This window comes from Erythrobacter sp. SD-21, assembly GCF_000181515.1.
Classification (GTDB): domain Bacteria; phylum Pseudomonadota; class Alphaproteobacteria; order Sphingomonadales; family Sphingomonadaceae; genus Qipengyuania.
The window spans coordinates 157,194-178,292 of sequence record NZ_ABCG01000002.1; the positions used below are offsets into that span (position 1 = coordinate 157,194).

Genomic DNA, 21,099 nt, shown 5'->3' on the forward strand with positions numbered 1-21,099 from the left:
CGAACGATTCGATTCCGGAATTGCGGTCAGGACGCAACAATCTTCCTACAAATGTATGCTAAGCGTCTTCCAACCGTGCCTGCATTGCATCACCTGCCGCATCGATCAGGCGCGCTTCGAGGCGGTCCTGTCGCTCGCCTCCGGCCAGCTTCCCGCCCGTAAGATCGGTCACGTAGAAGGTGTCGACCGCGCGTTCGCCGTAGTGGGTGATATGGGCGGAATGGACGACCAGCCGGCTTTCGAACAGAACCCGCGCAAGGCGGTTTAGTAGCGCCGGACGGTCGCGTGCGTTCACTTCGATCACTGTGAAGCGGTTGGAGGCTTTGTTGTCGAACAGCACGCGCGGGCTGACATCGAACGCCTTGGAACGGCTGTGCGGCAAGGGCCGCTGGGCCAGCTTCGGGGTTAGGTCGATGCGGTTGGCCAGCGCATCGGCAATGCTTTTCTTGAGCCGCTCCAATTGCTGCTCTTCGCGGAAGGGAGCGCCATGCGGGTCCTGCACGAGGAAGTTGTCGAGCGCCCAGCCGGTGCGTGAAGTGTGGATGCGCGCGTCTATGATATTGCCGCCGGCCAGATGGATGCCGCCCGCGATGCGGTAGAAAAGGCCGGGGTGATCCGAGGCGATGACCGTGACCAGCGTTGCCCCGCGCGCTTCGTAATATTCGCAGTGGACCGAGAGCTCGTGGCCCTTCTCTCGCGCGGAGGCGTAGTGCGCAAGGTTCAGCGCGATGATGTCGACCGGCTCGGCAATCCAGTAGGCGTCGCCGAAGCTTGCGCCGTGTTCCTCCACCAGCGGAGCCTTCTCGCCGAGGAGGTCCGCCACCTGCGCACGCTTGGCCGCGACCTTTTCCTTGCGACCATGCCGCACATGGCCAAGCCGCAGCCGCTCGGACGACACATCGTAAAGCTCGCCCAGCAGTTGCCCCTTCCAGCTGTTCCACGTGCCCGGCCCGACCGCGCGAATGTCCACGGCGGTGAGGATGGCAAGATGGCGCAGGCGCTCGAGCCCCTGCACCTGTCCGACGTAATCCTCGATTGTCTTTGGATCGGTGAGGTCGCGCTTCTGCGCGGTGTGGCTCATCAGCAGGTGATTGAGCACCAGCCAGGCGACGAGATCGGTCTCGCTTTCGGTAAGGCCGAAGCGGGGGCACAGTTCGTATGCGATCTCCGCCCCGAGCACCGAGTGATCGCCGCCGCGCCCTTTGGCGATATCGTGGAGCAGCGCCGCGACATAGGCGACCCTGCGCGAATTCACCTTGTGGATCAGCCGGGTCGCACGCGGATGGTCGTCCTTCAGCTCGCCCTTCTCGATCTTGTTGAGCAGGCCGATGGCGCGGATGGTGTGCTCGTCCACCGTATAATGGTGGTACATGTCGAACTGCATCTGCGCGTTGACCTTGCCGAAATCGGGCACGAAGCGGCCAAAGACGCCCGTCTCGTTCATCCAGCGCAGGACCATTTCGGGATCGTTGCGGCCGCACAGCAGGTCGAGGAAGAGCGCGTTCGCCCGCGCATCCTCGCGCACCTTGCTGTCGATCAGCTTCGCATCGCGCGCGGCCTGTCGCATGGTCTCGGGATGGATTTCCAGTTCCTTGCTCTCGGCGATTTGGAAAATCTCGACGAGGCGTACCGGATCCTTGGCGAACCAGTCGTCCGAAGGCGCAGCGATCCGTCCCCCGAAGACGCGGTAGCCCTTCACCATGCGCGGCTTTGGGCGGAAGCCAGCGAAAAACCCGCTGCGGGCCGAGCGCTGGGCGAGATCGTCCTCGATATGGGCAAGGAAGACCCCGGTCAGGCTGCCGACCCGCTTCGCCTGCAGGAAATAGAACTGCATGAAGCGTTCGACCGCGCTCTTGCCCGGCCGTTCGGCAAAATTCATCCGCTCGGCAACCTGGCGCTGCAGGTCGAAGGTGAGCCGGTCCTCAGCGCGTCCCGTCATGATGTGCATGTGGCAACGCACGGCGAGAAGAAAGCGTTCGGCGCGGCGGAAGTTGCGGTATTCGGCCTCGGTCATCAGCCCCGCGCCGACCAGTTCCGACGCGCTGGAAACGCGGTGGATGAACTTGCCGATCCAGTAGAGCGTCTGCAGGTCGCGCAGCCCGCCCTTGCCGTCTTTCACATTGGGTTCCACGACATAGCGGCTGTCGCCCATCCGCTTGTGGCGGATGTTCCGCTCTTCCAGCTTCTGCGTGAGGAAAGCGCGCTCGTTCCCCTTCACGACCTCGAGCGTGTAGCGGCGCTCGCCCTCCTCGTAGAGATCGCGGTCGCCCCAGACATAACGCCCTTCGAGCAGCGCGGTGCGAATGGTGAGATCGTCCTTCGCCAGCCGGATCGCCTCGTCCAGCGTGCGGGTGGAATGGCCGACCTTGAGGCCGAGGTCCCACATCAAATAGAGCATCGCCTCGACCACCTGCTCGCACCAGGCGTTGCGGCGTTCGCCGACGAGGAAGGCGATGTCGACATCCGAATGCGGCGCCATCTCGGCGCGCCCGTATCCGCCCACCGCCATCACGGCCAGCCGCTCGCCTGCGCTGCGGTTGGCGTTGGGGTAAGTGTGATGCGTCACATATTCATGGATGACGCGCACCAACTGGTCGACGAGGAAGGAATAGCCGCCCGCCACCGCGTGGCCGGCCGAGGGTCGCGCCTCCAGCCGCCGCTCCATTTCGGCGCGGCCGCTTTCGAGCGCGGCCTTGAGCAGGTCGACGACGCCTTGGCGCGAATTGCCGCCCTGATCCTCGACCAGCGCCTCGATCTGCGAGGCCATCTCGCGTCGGTCGAAGATCGCGCGCTGGTCGGGGATTACGGGCTCGGTCAAGCGGCCTTGATGCTTTCTGCGTAGGTCGCCTTCACGCTGCGCTTGTCGACCTTCTGCGTGCCGAGGCGCGGCAGGTGGTCGCTGGCGCGCCACAGGTGCGCAGGCACCTTGAAGGCGGCGATATGTTCGCGCAGGAACTCGGTCAGTTCCTCCGGGCTCAGGTCCTTCCCTTCATGGGTGAAATAGACCGCTGCCGGGATTTCGCCGAGCCGCTCGTCGGGAACGCCGAAGACGCTGCATTCGGCGACAGCAGGATGCGCGTAAATCGCTTCCTCCACCTCGATGCAGGAGATGTTCTCGCCGCCGCGGATGATGATGTCCTTCTTGCGATCGACGATGAAAAGATAATCGTCCTCGTCCAGATAGCCGATGTCGCCGGTGCGGAAATAGGCATCTTCCGTATAGGCAGCGTCGGTCGCTTCCTCGTTCTTCCAGTAACCGAGAAAATTGGCGACCGAGCGGATGCAGACTTCGCCCACTTCGCCTGTGGCAAGCTTGTTGCCGTCATCGTCGAGGATGGCCATGTCGACCAGCGGCCTCGACGGCATGCCAGTAGAGCCGGGCTTGTTGATGTAATTCTCGTTGAGATTGCCGCAACCGACCGCGTTCGTTTCGGTCAGGCCATAGCCCAGCAGCGGGAAGCCATCGGGGAAAGCCTCCTTGATCTTGGTCACATGCTCGGGCGGGCGCGGCGCGCCGCCGGCGGCGAAGCTCTTGCACTGCGACAGGTCGAACTGGTCGCGTTCGGGATGAGTCGCCATTTCGTAGCTCATCAGCGGGACGCCGACGAAATAGGTGATCTTTTCCTCGTCGAGGAGGCGCAGCGCCTCGCGCGCGTCCCACTTCGGCATCAGCACCAGCTTGCGGCCCAGCGCGAAGCTCTGGAGGAACAGCGGCACTTCCCCGGTCACGTGGAACAGCGGCACGGCGACCAGCGCGGACGGCTGCACCGTGGGCGCTTCGCCGCGCGCGGTCAGGATCTGCAGGATCATGGCGGTCTGCGCGACGTAGTTCATCGTGCCGGAGACCACGCCGAGATGATCGGAATAGGCGCCCTTGGGATTGCCGGTCGAACCCGAGGTATAAAGGATGGTGGCGAGATCTTCAGGACCGATCGCGCCGAGCATCTTCATCGCCGTGTCGCCCGGTTCCCAGATTTCGGCGAGCCCTTCGGAGGGAACGCCGTGGTCGAAGACGACGACCTTTGACTGGATGTCCTGCCCTTCGAAACGCTTGGCGCGCTGCGGGTCGGCCAGGACCAGCGAACATTCGCACAGGTCGATGCCGTAGGCCATTTCCTCGCCGGTCCACCAGCCGTTCAGCAGTGTCGCGCAGCCGCCGGCCATCAGCGTGCCCATATAGGCGAGGATCCAGTTGACCGAATTGCGCGCGGCGATGCCGACGCGGTCGCCCTTCTTAAGGCCATGCTTGGTCACCAGCCCGTGCGCCACGCAGGTCGCGGCGGCATAGACTTCGCCGAAGGTCATGCGCAGATCGCCATCGACGAGGAAGACCGCGTCCTTCTTTTCCGGATCGTTGCAGAAGTGGGCGAAATAATGCGCCAGGCTGGGTGGGGCGTTCTTGAAGGAAGGCATTTCGACCCCGCGGCGCGTCGTGGGGACGGTTTCGAACATCTGTCCGGGAGCCGTAACGGCGGCAGTGAAACGCTGGATGTCCTTGTCGAGTTCGGTCGGCATGGTGGTGTCAGGTCCTCTCCATTGTGCGTGCGCGGGCAAATCCGCAGCTCCCGGCAAATACCGGTGAGGGATGCGAGACAGGCTTTCCCCAAAAGGCCTGCTATGCCAAAAGCCGCCCCGAAACGGGTCGCGCCGATGCGGCTTTCGACATGTCTCTAAGGGGATAAGACCTTGCTGTCACTACTGGCCGCCACTGCGGCTGCTTCGGAACCGATCCAGTGGGCGGAGCTGGGCCTGCGACCCTATCTGTTCGAGATCGGCAGCTTCCAGCTGCGCTACTATTCGCTCGCATACCTCCTCGGCATCCTCTTCGCCTATTGGCACCTGTCGAGAATGATCAAGTCGCCCGGCGCCCCGCTGGCGCAGCGCCATGCGGACGATCTGTTCTTCTATTGCACACTCGGCGTGATCTTGGGCGGCCGGCTCGGCTATGCTGCTTTCTACCAGCCCGAACTTTTCGGAGGCATGGAGCTGTTCCAGCTGTGGAACGGCGGCATGAGCTTCCACGGCGGCGTGATCGGTGTTCTGGTTGCGATCAGCTGGGTTGCCTGGCGCGGCGGCCTCAACTGGCTGCGCGTGTGCGATTACATCGCGGTCAACGTGCCGATCGGCTACATGCTCGGCCGGATCGCCAATTTCATCAACGGCGAACTCTACGGCCGCCCGGTCGAAGGCGACGTGCCTTGGGCGATGGTCTTCCCCGGCGGCGGCGAACTCGCACGCCATCCGAGCCAGCTCTACCAGGCGGGTCTTGAAGGCCTGCTCCTTGGCGTGCTGCTGATCGCGCTCTTCTGGAAGACCCGTGCACGCTACCGCGCCGGCCTCCTCGTCGGCATATTCACCGTCGGCATGGGGCTGGGCCGTTTCGTCAACGAGTTCTTCCGCGAACCCGACGCGCATCTAGCCTATGTCGTCGCGGAAACCGGCCTCAGCCGCGGCCAGTGGCTCAGCCTGCCGATGATCGCGGTGGGCGTTGCGGTGATGATCTACGCGCTGATGAAGCCGCCTGTCGGGGGCAAGAAGGCGCCGTCGAAGCCGCTGGCGGCATGAGCGGGGGCGGGGCGAACACCGACCTCGCCGCCAGCTTCCGGCGCCTGATCGAGCGGCACGGGCCCATGCCAGTGTCGCGCTACATGGGCGAAAGCAACGCGCGCTATTACACCAGCCGCGATCCACTGGGTGCGGGCGGGGACTTCACCACCGCGCCCGAGATCAGCCAGATGTTCGGCGAGATGGTGGGCCTGTGGCTGGCGGACCTGTGGAGCCGCTCGGGCCATCCGCAAGCCATCTACGCCGAGCTTGGCCCCGGTCGCGGCACGCTGGCACGCGACGCGCTGCGGGCTATGGCGAGCCAGGGACTGCGCCCGCCTGTCCACCTCGTCGAAGGGTCTGCCGCGCTGCGCGAGGTCCAGGCCGATGCTCTGGCGGGGGCGCAGTTTCACGAGAGCATCGACACGCTCCCCGACGACCGTCCGCTGTACATAGTCGCCAACGAATTCCTCGACGCGCTGCCGATCCGCCAGCTGGTGATGACGACACGCGGCTGGCGCGAACGCTTGGTCGCTCTCGACGGCGATAGGTTCGTCTTCGCGGCCGGGCCAAACCCGATGGACGACGCTGTGCTCGAAGAGCGCCGCGCCCAAGATGTCGGCACGGTTATCGAAACCTGCCCCGGCGCCGCTGCGGTAATCGAGGACCTTGCCCGCAGGATCGACCGTCAGGGCGGCGCGGCGCTGTTCATCGACTATGGCTATCTCGAATCCCGGACGGGAGAAACACTGCAAGCCGTAAAGGCGCATGGAAAGGTCGGCGTGTTCGATGCGCCGGGGGAAATGGACCTGACCGCTCTGGTCGATTTTGCCGAGCTTGCGCAGATCGCCCGGCAGGAGGGTCTGGCGGTGGAGACCGCGACACAAGGCGCCTGGCTCGACGCCATGGGTCTTGGCCTGCGCGCCAAAGCGCTGAGCGAGCGGAGCCCCGCCCATGCAGAAGAAATCGCGCGCGCCTGCAACCGGCTTGCCGGAACCGGCGAAATGGGCGAATTGTTCAAGGTCATGGCGATCACGCCCGGGCAGGCTCCGCGCGGCGCGGGCTTCGGCTGAGGTTCATCGGGCGCGCGCCACACACGTATCCCGGCGCCTCCCGCCTACGGAGACTATTGAGATGAAGAAGTCCGTCCTCGCCTTTGCCGCCCTCTTGCTCGCATCGCCCTTGCTCGCGGCGCAGCCGGTCGAAGGGCGCTGGGTGACCGAAGAGCGCGATGCGGTCATCACCATTGGCGATTGCGGTAAATCTCTGTGCGGACGGATTACGAAATTCCTCGTCGCCCCGCCGCAGGGCGTGAACCAGCGCGACGTCAACAATCGCAACGCCAGCCTGCGGAACCGCAAGCTGCTCGGCATGCCGGTGCTGACCGGGTTGACCGAGGATGGCGATGAATGGCGCGGCCAGATCTACGATCCGAAGAGCGGCAAGACCTACCGCTCGATCATCCGCCGCCTGAACGCCTCGACGCTCCAAGTGAAGGGCTGCCTCGGCCCCTTCTGCCAGACCCAGACCTGGAAGCGCGCGCGCTGACCTAGAGCCCCGCGCGCTCCGCCAGCCGCCGCGCCGCTTCGTCGAAGGAAAGCTTGTCCTCCTCGCGATCAACCGAATAATTCGCCTCGCGCATCGCCTCGACATCGATGGCATCGACCAAAGGGGTGAGCGCGTCCACCAGCGCCGCGTCACGACCAGCCTCGGGGCTCAGCAACAGCACGGCGTCGTAATTGGGAAAAGCCCCGCGCGGATCCTTAAGGATGACCAGCCGGTCGGCCTCGATCCTTCCGTCGGATGTATAGGCCCCGATGACATCGGCCTCGCCCGATTGCAGCGCGTTGTACATGAAGGTCGGCGAGAAATTGCGCTTCTCGGCAAAGCGCAGGCCATAGGCATCGCGCACCGCAATCCATTCGGGACGCTCGAAGAATTCGGGATCGCCTCCGATTGTCATCGCCTGACCTCGCGCCGCGAGATCGGCGATGCTTTCGAATTGTCCTGAAGTCGCGACCTCCTGCCTCATGGCGAGGCCATAGGCGTTCTCGAAGCCGAGCCGCCCGAGCATTTTGATCCCCGTGTTCTCGGTTTCCCATTGCTCGATCGCGGCGTACATCTCGTCGCGCGCAAGAGTATCCTCGCGCTTCATCTGGTTGGTCCAGATCGTGCCCGTATAGTCGACATAGACGTCGATCTCGCCGCTCGCCGCTGCGCTGTGCGCAACCGCCGACCCCAGCCCGTCGCGATATTCGACCGCAAAGCCTTCCGCTTCGAGCCGCTGCCCGATCAGGCGTGCGAGGATATATTGCTCGGAAAAGCCCTTGGCCCCGATGACCACCCGGTCCTCGTCCTCGCCTCCGCCGAACTGCGCGAACAACGCCCCGCCGACGCCCAGCGCGACTGTCATTAGCCCGCCGATGACAAGGACGCGCCGCCGCTCGCGAAATCCGCGCTCGATCGTGCCGAGCAGCGTATCGGCCAGCAGCGCAAGACTCGCGCTGGCGATGCAACCTGCCAGCACCAGCACCCAGTTCTGCGTCTGTAGCCCGGCAAAGATCGGATCACCGAGGCTTTTCTGTCCGATAGTGGTGGCGAGTGTGGCCGCACCGATGGTCCAGACGGCGGCGGTGCGGATGCCTGCCATGATGTAAGGCGCGGCAAGGGGCGCCTCGACCAACAGCAAGCGCTGGCGGAAGCTCATCCCCACGCCCTCGGCCGCCTCGTTCACGCCGGGATCGAGATTGGCTTGCGCAGTGACCGCGTTTCTGAGGATCGGCAACAGCGCATAGAGTGCCAGCGCGAGTAGGGCGGGAAGGAATCCGAGCGTGGGCAGCCATTCGCCGAAAACCGCGCGCAGGCTCAGCAGGATCGGGAAGAACAGCGCGAGTAGGGCCAGCGCTGGGATGGTTTGTACGAGGCTGGCAAAGGTGAGCGCGGCCCGCGCGACCTTCTCCGAGCGGCTCGCCCAGACCGCGAGCGGCAGCGCCACCGCGATGCCAAGCGCGATGGCCGCCGCCGAGAGCAGCACATGAGCGGCCAGCTGGTCCCCGAGCCCCATGAGCGCGTCCCACAGTCCGTTCATCGGGAAAGCTCCGCCAGCCGCTGAGCCTGGTGACGCGGCACAGTGACCAGCGCCTGCGCCACCTCGCCACCCTTACCGGCCACCAGCGCTGCGGGCGTTTCGTCAGCCACGATCTGGCCCGCATCCATCACAAGAACGCGGTCGGCGAGCAGCAACGCCTCGGCCATGTCGTGGGTGACCATCACCGTGGTGAGGCCCAGTTCCTCGTGGAGCGCCCGCACGCGCTCGCCCAAGGCGTCTCGCGTTACCGGGTCGAGCGCACCGAAGGGCTCGTCCATCAGGAGAAGGTGCGGGTCAGCTGCAAGCGCGCGCGCCACGCCGACGCGCTGGCGCTGGCCGCCCGAAAGAGCGTCGGGCATGCGCATAGCAAGATCCGGATCGAGTTCTACCAGCCGCAGCAATTCCTCGATGCGCGAAGACGCGAGGCGTTCGCCCGCCAGCCGGGGGCCGATCGCGATATTCTCCGCCACGCTCATATGCGGAAAGAGGCCGATCGACTGGAAGACGTAACCGATCCGCCGACGCAGGGCGGGTAATGGCAGCGCGGCGACATCCTCGCCTTCGAACAGCACTTCGCCCGCGGAAGGATCGATCAGGCGGTTGACGGTCTTCAGCAGCGTCGACTTGCCCGAGCCCGAAGCGCCGACCAGCGCCACGAATTGCCCACGCGGAATTTCGAGCGCGACATGCTCCAGTGCACGAGTGTCGCCATAATGCTTGGCGACATCGCGAAAGGAAAGGGCGGGCGCGTCCTGCGCAGTCACTCCTGTGCGTCGCCCTCTTCGTCCGGAATCGCCTCGTAGGTCACCCGCTCCAGTTCGATCCTGCGTCCACCGGGGTCAGTGGCGATCATCAGGCCGTCCTTGATCCGGCCAGGCTGCCAGCACCGTTCGACACCGTCATCTTCGCCCGGATTGAAGCACAGCTGCTTGCCCTCGGGTCCGTCGGCGTAGCTCCACTGGCCGGTCTGCCACGGATCGCCGTTGCGCAGGTCCCGATAGATCCCGTCGCCATCGAACTGGGTGACGTAGCGCGCGCCATCCTCCGCCCGCGCCATCCAGGCGGTCTCGGCGAAACTGTCGGGCGCGGGGCGGCCGTCCGGGGTTGGCGAAGACTGTTCGTCGGGGCCTGCCGTCTCGCCCCCATCCTGCGCCTCTTCCTCCTGCGGCGCGCAGGCGGCGGCAAGGGTCAGGGCCAGCGCAAGACAGGGCAGGCGATACATCACTAGGCGTCTCCGGTTGATCCGATCGGGCGAACCCTAGCGAGGCTGTATCGCGATGGCGACCCCTGCCCCGCGGATGCGCTCAGCCGACGATGTTCTTGCGCGGGAAGACGATCCGGACGTCGAGACCGTCATCGGAGAAACTCCGCTCGAACGAACCGCCGAGCTGGCTTTCCACGGCTAGGCGCAGCAGGCGCGAACCGAAGCCCTCGCGCTCGCTGTTGCTGTCGACGCCGCAGGCGACGGCGCGCTCTTCCCAAGTGATGCAAACCGTTCCCTCGCCCTCGCATTCGTCCTCGACCGAGACGACGACCTTGCCCTCGGCGCAGGACAGCGCGCCGTATTTCGCCGCGTTGGTTGCCAGTTCGTGGAAGATGAGGGCCAGCGGGGTGGCGGCGCGTTCGCCGATTGGCACGCCCGGGCCGGAAATCTCAAACCGCCCGCCGCCCTGCTTGTCGTAAGGGGCGAGCAGGTCGTCAAGCAGGCCAGAAAGCGTTTCCCCGCGCTTGCCTTCATGGGGGCGGACATAGTCGTGTGCGGCGCCCAGCGCGCGGATCGTTTCGCTCAGCTCCATGGCGAAATCCGCGACCTCTTCGCGCCCGCGGGCACGGATCGCGATCAGGCCGGATACGACCGCGAAGATGTTCTTGATCCGGTGCGACAGTTCGCGGGCCAGGAGGTCACGCGATTCCGACAGGCGGTGGGTCTTGTCGATATCCACGACCGTGCCGAACCAGTGAGTCGCCTGATCGCCCACCTTGGTCGGCACGGCACGCGACTGGACCCAGCGATAGCTGCCGTCCGCGCGGCGGATGCGCCACTCGTCCTCGAAATATGTGCCCTCGTCCAGCGCCCTGCCGAACTTGGCCACCGCGCCCTCCCAGTCTTCGGGATGGATCGCGGCCTCCCAATCTGCGGTCTTCTGCGGGGCTTGAAGGCCTGTCACTTCGGCCCAGCGGGCGTTGATATAGGTGAAGTTGCCCTGCTCGTCGCCCCGCCAGGCGATGCCGGGCACGCTGTCGATCATGCGGCGCAGGTCGCGCTCGCGCTCCTCGACGGCGCGGGTGGCGCTTTCGCCGAGGCGGGCCTGCGACAGGCGGCGCATCACCGATTTGGCGAGCACGGCAAGTCCGTCGCGCTCGAGTTCGGTCAGCCCCTCGCGCGGCTCGGTATCGATCACACACAGCGCGCCCAGCGGAGCGCCCTCGGTCGAAACGAGGGGATAGCCTGCGTAGAATCGGACATGGGGAGAGCCGGTGACCAGCGCGTTCTCGGCAAAGCGCGGATCCTGCGTCGCATCGGGGATCACCATCGGCTCCGCTCCGAGCATGGCGTGGGCGCAGAAGCTTACATTGCGGGGCGTGCCATCGGCCTCGATGCCGGTGCGCGCGAGAAACGCCTGCCGGTCCTTCTCCACGATCGAGACCATCGCCATCGGTGCGCCGAACAGCTTTGCGGTGAATTCCGCGACCTGAGTCAGTTCGGGGTCTTCCGAAAGCGAGGCGGCGCCATAGGCGGCGAGCACCGAGAGACGATTGTCCTCGCTGCACAGCGCGGCGTCCGGCGCTTTGCCCTCCGGCCAAGGGATGGAATTTTTCTGATACATGCCCGGCGAAACCCCTAATCGATTTTGTCCATCGCGACAAAGGCTTTGCGCTTTCCCCGCGCAAAGCGGCACCATCGCGTTTGCCCCGCGCGCAAGCCTCGGCTACGGGCGGCTCCGCATACGAATTTTCGCGAAGCCCCTTAAGGAGAGAGCATGCGCGCGACACCCGATTTCGATTTCCAGCTTGGCGAAAGTGCCGAGATGATCCGTGAGAGCGTCGGCCGCTTCGCCGACGAACAGATCCAGCCGCTGGCCGAGAAGGTCGATCGCGAGGACTGGTTCCCGCGCGATCTGTGGCCCGCCATGGGCGAGCTGGGCCTGCACGGCATCACCGTTGCGGAAGAGGATAGCGGCCTCGGCCTAGGTTATCTCGAACACGTTATTGCCGTCGAGGAAGTCAGTCGCGCTAGCGCTTCGGTAGGCCTCAGCTACGGCGCGCATTCCAACCTCTGCGTCAACCAGATCGCGCGGTGGGGCAACGAGGCGCAGAAGGCGAAATACCTGCCCAAGCTCATCAGCGGCGAACACGTCGGCAGCCTTGCCATGAGCGAGGCGGGCGCCGGCTCGGACGTCGTCTCGATGAAGGCCAAGGCCGAGAAAGTCGATGGCGGATACATCCTCAACGGCACCAAGTTCTGGATCACCAACGCGCCCTATGCCGATACGCTGGTGGTCTATGCGAAAACCGCACCCGAAGCGGCCAGCCGCGGCATCACCACCTTCCTGATCGAGAAGGATTTCGACGGCTTTTCCATCGGCCAGAAGATCGAGAAGGTCGGCATGCGCGGCTCGCCCACGGCCGAGCTGGTATTCGACGATTGCTTCGTGCCGGAAGAGAACGTGATGGGCCCCGAGAACGGCGGCGTCGGCGTGCTGATGAGCGGCCTCGATTACGAGCGCGTGGTGCTCGCCGGCCTCCAGCTCGGCGTCATGCAGGCGTGTCTCGACACGGTCATCCCCTACCTTCGCGAGCGCAAGCAGTTCGGCAAGTTCATCGGATCCTTTCAGCTAATGCAGGCCAAGGTCGCCGACATGTATGTCGCGCTGCAATCGGCCCGCGCCTACACCTATGCGGTGGCGAAGAGCTGCGATGCGAACAAGACCACCCGTTTCGACGCAGCCGGCGCGATCCTTTTGGCGAGCGAAAACGCCTTCCGCGTGGCCGCTGAAAGCGTCCAGGCGCTGGGCGGCGCAGGCTACACGCTCGACTGGCCGGTGGAGCGCTACATGCGCGACGCCAAGCTGCTCGACATCGGTGCAGGCACGAACGAGATCAGGCGTATGCTGATCGGGCGCGAACTGATCGGCGCTGCCGGATGAGCAATGACGAAGACTACGTCTACGACGAGGAAAGCGGTGAATGGTTGCCTGCACCCGAGCTGGCAGAAAAGCAGGCGGCGGCAGAGCGCGTCGAGGTGCGCGATGCCGTCGGCAACCTGCTGGAGGATGGCGACCAGGTCACGCTGATCAAGGACCTTGAGGTCAAGGGCGCAGGCCAGACGCTCAAGCAGGGCACCCTGATCAAATCGATCCGGCTGACCGGCGACGCCCAAGAAATCGAATGCAAATATCCCGGCATCAAGGGCCTCGTCCTACGTGCCGAATTCGTGAAAAAGCGCTGAGGCCCGACCCATGACCGCACCCGTTCTCACATCCACGCTCGACCGTGAGGCGCCTGACGCCAAGGCGCGTTTTGAGCATAATAAGTCGCTTGCTGCAGACCTCCGTTCGACGGTGGCCGCAGCTGCACTCGGCGGCTCGGAAGGCAGCCGGGATCGGCATGTCGGGCGGGGCAAGCTCTTGCCCCGTGAACGGGTGGAGCGGTTGCTGGATCCGGGCAGCCCGTTCCTCGAGATCGGCCAGCTTGCCGCCAATGGTATGTATGGCAAGGACGAGATCAACGGTGCAGGGATGATAGCCGGGATCGGTCGCGTGTCGGGTCGTCAGGTCATGATCGTGTGCAATGACGCCACCGTTAAGGGCGGCACCTACTATCCGATGACGGTGAAGAAGCACCTTCGCGCGCAGGAAATCGCCGCTGAGAACCGCCTGCCGTGCATCTATCTGGTCGACAGCGGCGGGGCGAACCTCCCGCATCAGGCCGAGGTCTTCCCCGACCGCGACCATTTCGGGCGCATCTTCTTCAACCAGGCCAACATGAGCGCAGCTGGCATCCCGCAGATTGCTTGCGTGATGGGCAGTTGTACCGCGGGCGGGGCCTATGTGCCCGCCATGTCGGACGAGACGGTCATCGTGCGCAACCAGGGCACCATCTTCCTTGCTGGACCGCCGCTGGTGAAAGCCGCAACGGGCGAAGAAATCAGCGCCGAGGACCTTGGCGGCGGCGACCTCCACGCCAAGAAATCGGGCGTGGTCGATCACCTTGCCGAGAACGACGAGCACGCGCTCACCATCGTGCGCGATATCGTCAGCCACCTTGGCGACAATTACGCCGCCGCAACGGGCGTACAATTGGCTGAACCGCGAAGCCCCAAGTTCGACGCCGACGATTTGTACGCGATCGTGCCCGAAGATGTCCGCGCGCCTTACGATGTGAAGGAAATTATCGCGCGTTTGGTCGACGGGTCCGAGTTCCACGAATTCAAGGCCCAATACGGCAGCACGCTGGTCTGCGGTTTCGCGCACATCTGGGGCATGCCGGTGGCAATCCTCGCCAACAATGGCGTGCTGTTTTCCGAAAGCGCGCAAAAGGGCGCGCATTTCATCGAACTCGCCTGCCAGCGCCGGATCCCGCTGCTGTTCCTCCAGAACATCTCCGGCTTCATGGTCGGCGGGAAATACGAGGCGGAAGGCATCGCCAAGCATGGCGCGAAACTGGTGACGGCGGTCGCCACTGCCACCGTGCCCAAGGTCACTGTGGTCATCGGCGGCAGCTTCGGGGCGGGCAATTACGGCATGTGTGGCCGAGCCTATTCCCCGCGCTTCCTCTTCACCTGGCCCAATGCGCGCATTTCGGTGATGGGCGGCGAGCAGGCCGCCAGCGTTCTCGCCACGGTCCATCGCGATGCCGACTCATGGTCCGAGGAACAAGCTGAGGAATTCAAGGCCCCGATCCGCCAGAAATACGAGGACGAGGGCAATCCCTATTACGCCACCGCCCGCCTGTGGGACGACGGCGTCATCGACCCCGCCCAGACCCGCGATGTGCTGGGTCTCGCTTTCGCTGCAACGCTCGAAGCGCCAATCCCTGAAAAGCCGCAATTCGGCGTGTTCCGGATGTAGTTCGGGGAACTTCCAACCTTCTCCAACCATTGCCAAAATATACCGTGGGGTTGGACCGGGCTGAGGAGAATTCCCGTGGAAGGCCAAGAAGTCACCTTCGCCATCGTGCTCATCGTCGTCGTTGTCGGCGCGCTGCTTGCTTGGCTGTTCGTCCAGCGCAAACACACGCAGGAATTGCGCGACAAGTTCGGCGACGAATACGACCGCACAGTCGATGCGCGCGGCGGCCGCCGCGATGCCGAAGCCGACCTTGTCGAGCGTGAGGAGCGGGTGAAGAAGCTCGACATCCGTCCGCTGACCCGCGACGAGCAAGACCGCTACGCCGCCGACTGGAAAGACACCAAGGCCCTTTTCGTCGACAGCCCTGTCGAAGCCGTCGCCAAGGCCGACCGCCTGCTTACCGACATCATGAACACTCGCGGCTATCCCGTGGCCGATTTCGAGAAGCGCCACGCCGACCTGACCGTTGACCATGGCGACGTCGCCAGACACTACCTCACCGGCCACGAGATCGCCGACCGATCGAGCGAGGCGACCACCGAGGAACTGCGCCGCGCAATCAATCACTACGAAGCGCTGTTCGGCGAAATGACCAGCGACATCGCCGACCGTGACGGCGATAGCTTGCCTGATAGCGCCGACACCCACGTCGATGCCGACCATGACGGTGTCGATGATCGCGCGGAAGGCGCGCCGGTGCGCCCCGCGGCGGACCCCACGCTGAACGAACGCGACCGGGTCTAAACTCGCCTATCCCCTCGCTTTCCCGTCCGGACCTGCTACCCGGACGGGAGGAGAGAGAATGCCAAGACCGGACAACCGCAAGCCATCGCTGCTGAGCCGTATTGTGCGGCGTATCATCTGGTGGATCTACAAGCTGCAGGGCTGGCGCATCGAATCGCCTATGCCGCGGCTCGATAAATTCGTGATTGCGGGCGCGCCGCACACTTCCAACTGGGATTTCGTGTTCTTCACTGGCGCCACCGCCGAAGAAGGCGTGGAGCCCGGCTTCATAGGCAAGCACACGCTGTTCAAAGGCTGGATGAAGAACTTCTTGTTCGACATGGGCGGCGTGCCGGTCGACCGGACAAGGCGCGCCAATTATGTCGATCAGGTCGCCGAAGCCTTCGCCAAGGCCGATCGTCTGGCTCTGGTGATTGCGGCAGAGGGCTCGCGCAGCTCGAATGGCGAGTGGAAGAGCGGTTTCTACCATATCGCCCAGGCGGCCGAGGTGCCGGTAGTAGTCGCGTGGGTGAGCTGGAAGCGCCGTGTACTCGGTTTCAGCGAGCCCATCTGGCCAAGCGGCGATTATGGCCGCGACCTCAAGAAGATCTCGGATTACCTCCTGTCGAAGCGCCCGAATTACGATCGCTACCGCGTGCTGGGGGCTCAGGCCGATAGGCTCGTAACAGGAGGGAAGCAGGCATGATCGAATAGCTGCTGGTCAACGCAGGAATGCTGCTTGCGGTGGTCCTTCTGCTCTGGGCCATCTCGGTCCGGATCGATGATGTCTCCTTCATCGACAGTTTCTCGAGCGCGGGCATGGCGCTGATGGCTTTCACCAGTTGGCTCTGAATTTCGAACCTGCGGGGGTTTCACCATCCCCCTGATAAGCTAAAATGGAAGAAAGCCAGCGGCCGGCGGAGCGGGACGGGTGAGCGAAAAGGACATCGATCAAATGCGCAGCCGCTTCGCCCGCGAGGCGATGGCGCTTATGGAACGGACCGGCGAGGAAGTGACCCGGACCCGGCTCGCGGCCGAATTCAAGATCGCTCGCGCACGGATCGAGGCGGTGTTCCCCGAAGAAAGCGACCTGCTCGAGGCGATTACCGCCGAATGGTTCGCGCCCAAGATCGCGGTGATGGACGAGGTGATGGCCAGCGGCCTGCCGCCCCGCCGCAAGATGTATGAATTCTTTGCCCGCCGCTTCGTGCTGCTGCGCCAGAACTTCGAGGAGGATCCGGCGACTTTCCGCCTTTATGTCGAGATGGGCGAACGTTATTTCGAATACGCGCAGAGCTATATCGATCTTGGCGATCACTATCTGTGCGAGCTGATCGCCGAGGCGCAGGCGGACGGCCACCTTACCGGGATGGACGTGGACTTCGCCCGTTCGGTTATCAACCAGATGGTGCTGTGCTACATTCAGCCTTACCTCATCGCGATGATCGGGGAGCGCCTGTCCGAAGACAAGCTCGCGCATATCGTCGATGCGATCTTCGACGGGCTCGATGCAAAAGATGGCGGCGCGGGGGGGAGCAGCCAGCTTCAGGGCGTTTGACGAGAAAAGGGGATTAAATGCCCCTCCCGCTTGCCGCGCGCGCCCGCTTGTTCGATCCTGCGGGGCATGGCGATTCTCTCCGACAAATGGATCCGCTCCGCAGCTACCGAGCGCGGCATGATCGAACCCTTCGTCGAAAGCCAACGGCGCGACGGGACCATCAGCTATGGCCTGTCGTCCTATGGCTATGACGCGCGCGTGGCGGACGAATTCAAGATCTTCACCAATGTCGACAACGCGGTAGTCGACCCCAAGGATTTCGCCGCTACCAGTTTCGTCGACCGCCAGACCGATGTCTGCGTGATCCCGCCGAACAGCTTCGCGCTGGCCCGCACGGTCGAATACTTCCGTGTGCCGGAAGATGTGCTGGTGATCTGCCTCGGCAAGAGCACCTACGCGCGCTGCGGCATCATCGTGAACGTCACACCGCTGGAGCCGGGCTGGGAAGGCCATGTCACGCTCGAATTTTCGAACACCACGCCGCTGCCGGCCAAGATCTACGCCAACGAAGGCGCGTGCCAGTTCCTCTTCCTGCAGGGCAACGAACGCTGCGAGACGAGCTACGCCGACCGCGCGGGCAAATACATGGGCCAGCGCGGGGTCACACTGCCGCGCCTCTGATTACGAGGCTGCGGTGACGCAGCGTCTTTGACTCTCCGCGTCCTTGCGCGCACATCTCCCACTCACCTTTGGGAGAGCGTGCATGGCCGACAAAGAATTCGACATCATCATCTACGGCGCGACTGGATACACCGGCCGCCTCGTCGCCGAGCATTTCGTGCGCGAATACGGCAAAAGCGATGACGGGCCGAAATGGGCCATGGCCGGGCGCAGCGAGGACAAGCTCGCCGCTGTGCGCGAGGAAATCGGCGCGCCTTCGACCACCCCGATGATCGTGGCCGATGCCGAGGATCCGGCCAGCCTCGAAGCCATGTGCAAGCGCACAAAGGTCGTGCTGACCACCGTTGGGCCCTACCAGCTTTACGGCGACGCGCTGGTCGAAGCCTGCGTTAAGACCGGCACCGATTATGCCGATCTGTGCGGCGAACCGGCGTGGATGGCCGAGAAGATCGAACAGCATCACGAGGCCGCGAAAAAGAGCGGCGCGCGTATCTGCTTCTCCTCGGGTTTCGATTCGATCCCCTTCGATCTCGGTGTGCTGATGCTGGAGAAGGAGGCCAAAGCGCTCCATGGTTCGCCTGCCCCGCGCGTGAAGGGCCGCGTGCGCAAGATGCAGGGGACTTTCTCGGGCGGGACCGCCGCCAGCCTTGGCGCGACGATGAAGGCGGCGATGAAGAACCCGAAGATCATCGCCCAGCTGCGCGATCCTTTCGCGCTCACGCCCGGCTTCGAAGGGCCGGACCAGCCTTCGGGGATGGTCCCGCGCTACGAGGACGAGACCGGCAAATGGGCCGCCCCGTTCGTCATGGCGCCGATCAACACCAAGAACGTCCACCGCACCAATTTCCTGGGCGGCCATCCCTATGGCGAGGACTTCCGCTATGACGAGATGGTGCTGACCAGTCCCGGCGATGCGGGCAAGGCCGCGGCCAACGCGGCGGTCGAGCTGATGAAGAACCCCTTCGGAGCGAAGCCGCCCAAGCCGGGCGAAGGCCCGACCAGGGAAGAGCGCGAGAACGGCTTTTACGACGTGCTTTTCCTCGGCGAATGGCCCGACGGCAAGCAGATCAAATACGCGGTGAAGGGCAAGTTCGACCCCGGCTACGGATCGACAAGCCGCATGATCGGCGAAACCGGCATGGCCTTGCTCGAAAGCGATGCGGAAGGCGGTGTGGGCACGCCCGGCTCCTTCCTCGGCGAAGCGCTGGTCGAGCGGCTGCGCGACCATGCGCACCTGACCTTCGAAGTCGAGGAATAGGAAAAGGGGGTGCTCTCTGGCTCCGCCTCCCCTTAGCTTACATGCTCATCCGGACAGCGACGCTGAAGTTGCGTCCCGGAAGCGGCACGAAGTCTTTTGTGAAGCTGGAATGGCGGCGGCCTTCCTGGTCGAAAAGATTCTCCGCCTTGAGGATGACCGCCAGCGTCGGATCGCTCTCGAGCGGACGCCAGATCGCCGAGGCGTTGACGAAGGTGAAGCCTTCGGTCGCGGTCTCGAACGGGGCGACATCGTTCTGGTCATCGAACCATTCGACCTCGCCACGAACCGTGAAATTGCCCACATCCGCTTCCAGCGCGCCCAGCAGGCTGAGCGGCGGGATGCGCGGCACGTTGAAGCCATTGTCCAGATCGGCGTCGACATAGGAGCCGCGCAGATCAGCGGTCAGGTCGAAGCCGGGGGTGTCGACAAAGGTCCAGGCCAGCTGGCCCTCGATCCCGGTATAGGTCGCGTCCTGCTGCAGGTAGACGAAGACGGGAAGCTCGTCCTCTTCCTCGCCCGTCTCGCTGAGATAGACGTAATCGTCGAACCACTGGCAATAGGCGGCGACCGACAGGTCCACCGGCCCGAGGCTGCCGCGAGCGAAGACCTCGACGCCCCAAGCTCTCTCCAGCGCGAGGTCGGGATCGCCGATCTCGAATTGCTGGGTCGCGATATGCGGACCTTCGGAGAACAGCTCCTCCGCGCTGGGCGCGCGCGCCACGCGTGACAGGTTCACGCCGGTGCGGAAGGTGTCCGTAACGCCATAGGAGAGGCCCACGGCACCCGACACGGCGTCGAAATCGCGCTCGATCCCGAGCGGGGCCGAGCCCACATCGGTCATTTCGTAACGCAGCGCGCCTTCGACCTGCAGCGGGCCATTGCCGTATTCCTGCAGCGTGAAGAAGGAGAGCTGTTCGGTGGTGTTTGGCGGGACATAGGCTTCGGCACCCTCCGCCGCGAAATCGCGCAGGTAGAGCTGCACACCGGTCGCGCCGCGCAGCACCGAGTCCGGGTCCTGCAGGAATTCGGCGCGCGCCTCGATGCCCTCGACATCGAACACGGTGCCCACTTCCTCGCCTTCGAATTCGGTGTGGGTATAGTCGGAATAGCCGGCGCGCAGCTTGAGGCGCCGGATGAAGCCATCGCCCAGAGCAATGTCGCCGCGCATGTCGGCGCGGTACTGGCGCAGGCCGATGCTGACGGTCTCGGGGCCATCCTCTTCGAGTTCCTCACCGCCTTCTTCGCCTTCCTCATGGTGATGCGCGCCGGGGAGGATGGGAACGCCGTAGAAGGTGTCGTAAACGCCGACCGAGACGCCGAGGCCGGAATCGCCGCGGAAGAAGGCGAAACCGCCATTGGCCGCCCAGGTTTCGGTGGAGGTGTTGAAGACCGAGCCTTGCGCGATGGCCGCCTCGCGCAGCTCCTCGGCTTCCTCGAACTCGCCCTCGGCCTCTTCCTCGGCGGCATCGGCAAGAAGGTCGGCGCGCAGATCCTGTGAGAGAACGTAGGCGGGCACTTCGAGATCGTCGGTGGTGCGGTACATCCCGTCGGCATGGAGGACGAAGCCGCCACCGACCGGGATGTCGAACGAGGCCCCGCCTTCGCGCAAATCGGCAACGGTATCGGCGCGCACCAGCGCATCGACATGGAAATCCTCGTTCGGGATGCGGCGCGGGATGCGCTTGTCGATGACATTGACCGCACCGCCGATCGCCTGGCTGCCGTAGAGGAGTACGGCAGGACCGCGCAGGACCTCGATGCTTTCCGCCGTCAGCGGATCGATCGACACGGCGTGGTCGGCCGAGGTGTTGGATGCGTCGATTGCCCCGATGCCATCGACCAGCACCTTGACGCGCTCGCCGGAGAAGCCGCGCAGGATCGGACGCGAGGCGCCCGGGGTAAAGCCGGTCGCGGTGACGCCCGGCAGGTTCGCGAGCACTTCGCCGAGCTGGCCGTCCATATTCTGGTCGAGCTGCTCGCCCTCGACGACGCTGGTGCCCGCGAGAAGGTCGAACTGGCGCAGCCCTTCGGCGCTGACGATGATCGTGCCGTCGGCGGCGATGCGGCGGTTATGGAAATCGTCTTCGGGCAGATCGCCTTCCACTTCGATTTCCTGCGCGCCATCCTGCGCCACGGCAGGAGCCGCATAGGAGAGCGCGACAAGCGAAAGGGAGGCGGCAAAACTGCGGCGACGCGATGCGGTCTGATACAACATAACGCCCTAATAGGAACGCGC

18 protein-coding genes are annotated in these 21,099 nt (G+C 64.4%); 11 read left to right on the forward strand and 7 right to left on the reverse strand.

The features are described 5' to 3' along the window. Positions 1 to 58: 58 nt before the first annotated feature. Together ED21_RS04135 and ED21_RS04140 are read right to left on the reverse strand one after the other, a co-directional pair. Complete coding sequence (locus ED21_RS04135; protein ID WP_369765628.1) at positions 59 to 2,767, reverse strand: [protein-PII] uridylyltransferase; 2,709 nt, start codon at positions 2,765 to 2,767, stop codon at positions 59 to 61. Between the two features lie 47 nt (positions 2,768 to 2,814). Next, on the reverse strand, positions 2,815 to 4,515 hold the full coding sequence (locus ED21_RS04140) for a class I adenylate-forming enzyme family protein (protein ID WP_006832582.1): 1,701 nt from the start codon (positions 4,513 to 4,515) through the stop codon (positions 2,815 to 2,817). A gap of 171 nt (positions 4,516 to 4,686) precedes the next feature. Between ED21_RS04140 and lgt the strand changes: the two genes are divergently transcribed. The 3 genes from lgt to ED21_RS04155 all read left to right on the forward strand — a co-directional run bounded on the left by lgt (position 4,687) and on the right by ED21_RS04155 (position 7,092). After that, on the forward strand, positions 4,687 to 5,565 hold the full coding sequence (gene lgt, locus ED21_RS04145) for a prolipoprotein diacylglyceryl transferase (RefSeq protein ID WP_006832583.1): 879 nt from the start codon (positions 4,687 to 4,689) through the stop codon (positions 5,563 to 5,565). Beyond that, entirely contained in the window at positions 5,562 to 6,617 is a 1,056-nt protein-coding gene (locus ED21_RS04150; RefSeq protein WP_006832584.1) for a class I SAM-dependent methyltransferase, read from the forward strand. The genes lgt and ED21_RS04150 overlap by 4 nt, the downstream gene beginning before the upstream one ends. A gap of 61 nt (positions 6,618 to 6,678) precedes the next feature. Next, positions 6,679 to 7,092, forward strand: coding sequence for a DUF2147 domain-containing protein (locus ED21_RS04155; RefSeq protein ID WP_006832585.1), 414 nt, complete (start codon positions 6,679 to 6,681; stop codon positions 7,090 to 7,092). Between the two features lies 1 nt (position 7,093). Here ED21_RS04155 and ED21_RS04160 read toward each other — a convergent pair whose 3' ends face one another. From ED21_RS04160 to ED21_RS04175, 4 genes are all read right to left on the reverse strand, one after another. Continuing rightward, a complete protein-coding gene (locus ED21_RS04160) occupies positions 7,094 to 8,632 on the reverse strand; it encodes an ABC transporter permease/substrate-binding protein (protein ID WP_006832586.1) in 1,539 nt (512 codons plus the stop codon). Further along, on the reverse strand, positions 8,629 to 9,396 hold the full coding sequence (locus ED21_RS04165) for an ATP-binding cassette domain-containing protein (protein WP_006832587.1): 768 nt from the start codon (positions 9,394 to 9,396) through the stop codon (positions 8,629 to 8,631). Before ED21_RS04165 ends, ED21_RS04160 begins: the two co-directional genes overlap by 4 nt. Beyond that, positions 9,393 to 9,857 (reverse strand): hypothetical protein, encoded by a 465-nt coding sequence (locus tag ED21_RS04170; protein ID WP_198005812.1) that lies wholly within the window; start codon positions 9,855 to 9,857, stop codon positions 9,393 to 9,395. Before ED21_RS04170 ends, ED21_RS04165 begins: the two co-directional genes overlap by 4 nt. A 79-nt stretch (positions 9,858 to 9,936) precedes the next feature. Then, positions 9,937 to 11,460, reverse strand: a complete 1,524-nt coding sequence (locus tag ED21_RS04175) for a sensor histidine kinase (RefSeq protein WP_006832589.1) — start codon at positions 11,458 to 11,460, stop codon at positions 9,937 to 9,939. 153 nt (positions 11,461 to 11,613) lie between these two features. Here ED21_RS04175 and ED21_RS04180 point away from each other — a divergent pair, with 153 nt between their 5' ends. The 8 genes from ED21_RS04180 to ED21_RS04215 all read left to right on the forward strand — a co-directional run bounded on the left by ED21_RS04180 (position 11,614) and on the right by ED21_RS04215 (position 18,863). Then, the gene (locus ED21_RS04180; RefSeq protein ID WP_006832590.1) at positions 11,614 to 12,780 is read left to right on the forward strand and encodes an isovaleryl-CoA dehydrogenase; all 1,167 of its coding nucleotides are present in this window, start codon (positions 11,614 to 11,616) and stop codon (positions 12,778 to 12,780) included. Continuing rightward, positions 12,777 to 13,082, forward strand: coding sequence for an alkylphosphonate utilization protein (locus ED21_RS04185; protein ID WP_006832591.1), 306 nt, complete (start codon positions 12,777 to 12,779; stop codon positions 13,080 to 13,082). Before ED21_RS04180 ends, ED21_RS04185 begins: the two co-directional genes overlap by 4 nt. A gap of 10 nt (positions 13,083 to 13,092) precedes the next feature. Next, complete coding sequence (locus ED21_RS04190; protein WP_006832592.1) at positions 13,093 to 14,703, forward strand: carboxyl transferase domain-containing protein; 1,611 nt, start codon at positions 13,093 to 13,095, stop codon at positions 14,701 to 14,703. A gap of 75 nt (positions 14,704 to 14,778) precedes the next feature. Then, positions 14,779 to 15,447, forward strand: coding sequence for a hypothetical protein (locus ED21_RS04195; RefSeq protein ID WP_006832593.1), 669 nt, complete (start codon positions 14,779 to 14,781; stop codon positions 15,445 to 15,447). 58 nt (positions 15,448 to 15,505) lie between these two features. Beyond that, the gene (locus ED21_RS04200; RefSeq protein ID WP_006832594.1) at positions 15,506 to 16,132 is read left to right on the forward strand and encodes a 1-acyl-sn-glycerol-3-phosphate acyltransferase; all 627 of its coding nucleotides are present in this window, start codon (positions 15,506 to 15,508) and stop codon (positions 16,130 to 16,132) included. A 225-nt stretch (positions 16,133 to 16,357) separates the two neighbouring features. Then, positions 16,358 to 16,984, forward strand: coding sequence for a hypothetical protein (locus ED21_RS04205; RefSeq protein WP_006832596.1), 627 nt, complete (start codon positions 16,358 to 16,360; stop codon positions 16,982 to 16,984). 66 nt (positions 16,985 to 17,050) lie between these two features. Then, positions 17,051 to 17,605, forward strand: a complete 555-nt coding sequence (gene dcd, locus ED21_RS04210) for a dCTP deaminase (RefSeq protein ID WP_006832597.1) — start codon at positions 17,051 to 17,053, stop codon at positions 17,603 to 17,605. 82 nt (positions 17,606 to 17,687) lie between these two features. Beyond that, complete coding sequence (locus ED21_RS04215) at positions 17,688 to 18,863, forward strand: trans-acting enoyl reductase family protein (RefSeq protein ID WP_006832598.1); 1,176 nt, start codon at positions 17,688 to 17,690, stop codon at positions 18,861 to 18,863. Between the two features lie 37 nt (positions 18,864 to 18,900). Here ED21_RS04215 and ED21_RS04220 read toward each other — a convergent pair whose 3' ends face one another. After that, positions 18,901 to 21,078 carry a TonB-dependent receptor gene (locus ED21_RS04220; RefSeq protein WP_006832599.1) on the reverse strand — a complete coding sequence of 726 codons (2,178 nt, stop codon included), beginning with the start codon at positions 21,076 to 21,078 and terminating at the stop codon, positions 18,901 to 18,903. Positions 21,079 to 21,099: the final 21 nt, after the last annotated feature.